At 70.1% G+C, this 2659-nt stretch carries 2 protein-coding genes; both read right to left on the bottom strand.

Annotation, left to right across the window (positions count from 1 at the left end; translation table 11 throughout):
• Positions 1-16: 16 nt before the first annotated feature.
• Positions 17-1138, bottom strand: coding sequence for an ATP-binding protein (locus tag G3N93_RS37600; RefSeq protein WP_241026868.1), 1122 nt, complete (start codon positions 1136-1138; stop codon positions 17-19).
• The coding region (locus G3N93_RS37595; protein ID WP_206135288.1) for a cobaltochelatase subunit CobN at positions 1135-2659 on the bottom strand (1525 nt) is incomplete at its 5' end. The genes G3N93_RS37600 and G3N93_RS37595, both read right to left, overlap by 4 nt.

Genomic DNA, 2659 nt, shown 5'->3' with positions numbered 1-2659 from the left:
GTGTCGTGTTTTTTCTTTATCTCTCCGGCTCCTGCGGCGCCTGCCCCGCTCGCGCACGCTCTTCCCCGACACGACGCTCTTCCGCTCCCACGCCCTTTACGTCGCGCAGCCCGGCGGGCTCGGGTGGCAGGTAGCCCCAGTCGCCCTGCGATGACGTGGCATCGTTCTTCGCCGCGGCCGACGCATCGTCGGGACGCTCGCGCGCATCGGGCGGCGTGTGGCCGTCGCGTTCGTCGTGTTTCTGCGGCGCTCGCGACGATGGCGGCGTGCCCGCATGGCGCCGGTGCCGCAGCACCGCGTCGGCGACACGCTCCACATGCGACACCGTCACTGCATCGGCCTGCTCCAGCGCGGCGAGCGCGCGCGCCGCGCGCAGCATCACGAGATCAGCACGCAGCCCGTCCACCGCTGCTTCGATGCACAGCGCGCTGACGCGCGCGTGAACCGCATCGTCGAAATCGAGCGTTGCCAGCCGTGCGCGTGCCGCGTGGATCCGGCCGCCGAGTTCACGTTGCGCGGATGCATGACGCGCGCGGAACGCATCCGGATCGAGATCGAATGCGAGCCGCGCCTTCACGATCCGCTCGCGCTGCGCGGCGTCGAAGCAGTTCTCCAGCTCGACCATCAAACCGAAGCGATCGAGCAACTGCGGACGCAGCTCGCCCTCCTCCGGATTCATCGTACCGATGAGCACGAAGCGCGCATCGTGCGCGTGCGACACGCCATCGCGCTCGACGATGTTCACGCCGCTCGCGGCGACGTCGAGCAGCGTATCGACGAGCCCGTCGGCGAGCAGGTTCACTTCGTCGACGTACAGCACGCCGAGATGCGCGCGCGCAAGCAGGCCCGGTCGGAAGCGCACGCCGTTTTCGGCAAGGGCATGCGCGAGATCGAGCGTACCCGTCACCTGCTCGTCGCTCGCCGACAGCGGCAGCGTGACGAACTGCCCTTCGGGCAGCAGCTCCGCGAGGCCGCGCGCCGCGGTCGATTTCGCGGTGCCGCGCGGCCCGCTCACGAGCACGCCGCCCAGCGACGGGTCGATCGCGGCGAGCAGCAACGCCTGCTGCAGCGCATCCTGCGCGACGAGCGCCGCAAACGGAAAGACCGCGCGGGCGCGGTGCGTCGTCGGATCGGTCATCGCCGTCCCCCTTCCTGGAGTTGTTCGCTCGCGAGCCAGACCGCTTCGATCCGTTCGCGATAGTCGCCCGGCTGCTGCCACAGGCCACGCTGCATCGCCTCGACGAAGCGTTCGCAGATGCCGTGCAGCGCCTTCGGATTGTGTCGTTCGAGGAACGCGCGGGTGGCGTCGTCGAACAGGTATGCGTCGGCGACGAGCGCGTACTGGTGGTCGGACAGCACGCGCGCGGTCGCGTCATAGCCGTACAGGTAGTCGACGGTCGCCGCCATCTCGGCCGCGCCCTTGTAACCATGGCGCTTCACGCCATCGAGCCATTTCGGATTGACGACGCGCGAGCGGATCACGCGCGCGATTTCCTCGCGCAGCGTGCGCATCTTCGGTGCGACCGGGTTCGCGTGGTCGCCGTGGTAGATGCTCGGCTGCTGCCCGGACAGGTGCCGCACGGCCGCCGTCATCCCGCCCTGGAACTGGTAGTAGTCGTTCGAATCGAGGATGTCGTGCTCGCGGCTGTCCTGGTTCTGCACGACGACGTCGATCGTCGCGAGCCGCTCGCCGAACACGTCGGCTGCGGCATCGCCCGCGCTGTTCTGCGCATACGCATGGCCGCCCCACTGGCGGTAGGCGTCCGCGAGATCGGCGTCGGTCTGCCAGCGACGCTGGTCGATCAGGTCCTGCAGGCCCGCGCCGTAGCTGCCCGGCCGCGCGCCGAACACGCGCCAGCCGGCGCGGCGTCGCGCTTCGTCCGGCGCCACGCCCTGCGCGACCCATTTCTCGCGTTCGCGCTCGATGCGTGCGCGGATCGGGTTCAGCTCCTCGGGCTCGTCGAGCGCGGCGACGGCCTGCACGGCCGCGTCGAACAGGTGCATCAGGTTCGGGAACGCGTCGCGGAAGAAGCCCGATACGCGCAGCGTCACGTCGATGCGCGGCCGGTCGAAGATCTCGATCGGCAGGATCTCGAAGTCGGTCACGCGGTGGCTGCCGTGCGCCCATTTCGGCCGTACGCCGAGCAGCGCGAACGCCTGTGCGATGTCGTCGCCACCGGTGCGCATCGTCGCCGTGCCCCAGACCGACAGGCCGATCGCGCGCGGATAGTCGCCATGATCCTGCAGATGGCGCTCGATCAGTTGCTGCGCGGATTTCAGGCCAAGCGACCACGCGGCCTGCGTCGGCACCGCGCGCGTGTCGACCGAGTAGAAATTGCGGCCGGTCGGCAGCACGTCGGGGCGGCCACGCGACGGCGAACCGCTCGGCCCCGGCGGCACGAAACGGCCGTCGAGTCCGCGCAGCAGCTGACGCATTTCCTCGCCACCGCACGCGTCGAGCGCGGGCAGCAGCGTCGCGCGGACGCGTTCGATCACGGCGAGCGTGTGCGGCCAGTCGCCGGGCGGTGTCGCGTCGGTGCCCGTGCCGCCGTCGTCGGCAGCACACAGCCCGTCCAGCCATTGCTGCGCGAGCCGTTCGAGCCGCTCGCGCGTATCGCCCGCATGGCGCCATGGCGATGCGTCGAGCGCCTGCAGGATG

It is taken from the genome of Burkholderia sp. Se-20378, from assembly GCF_017104665.1.
Lineage (GTDB): Bacteria > Pseudomonadota > Gammaproteobacteria > Burkholderiales > Burkholderiaceae > Burkholderia > Burkholderia lata.
The sequence above is the reverse complement of the archived record's forward strand: the minus strand, read 5'-3'. Positions and strand labels throughout refer to the sequence as shown.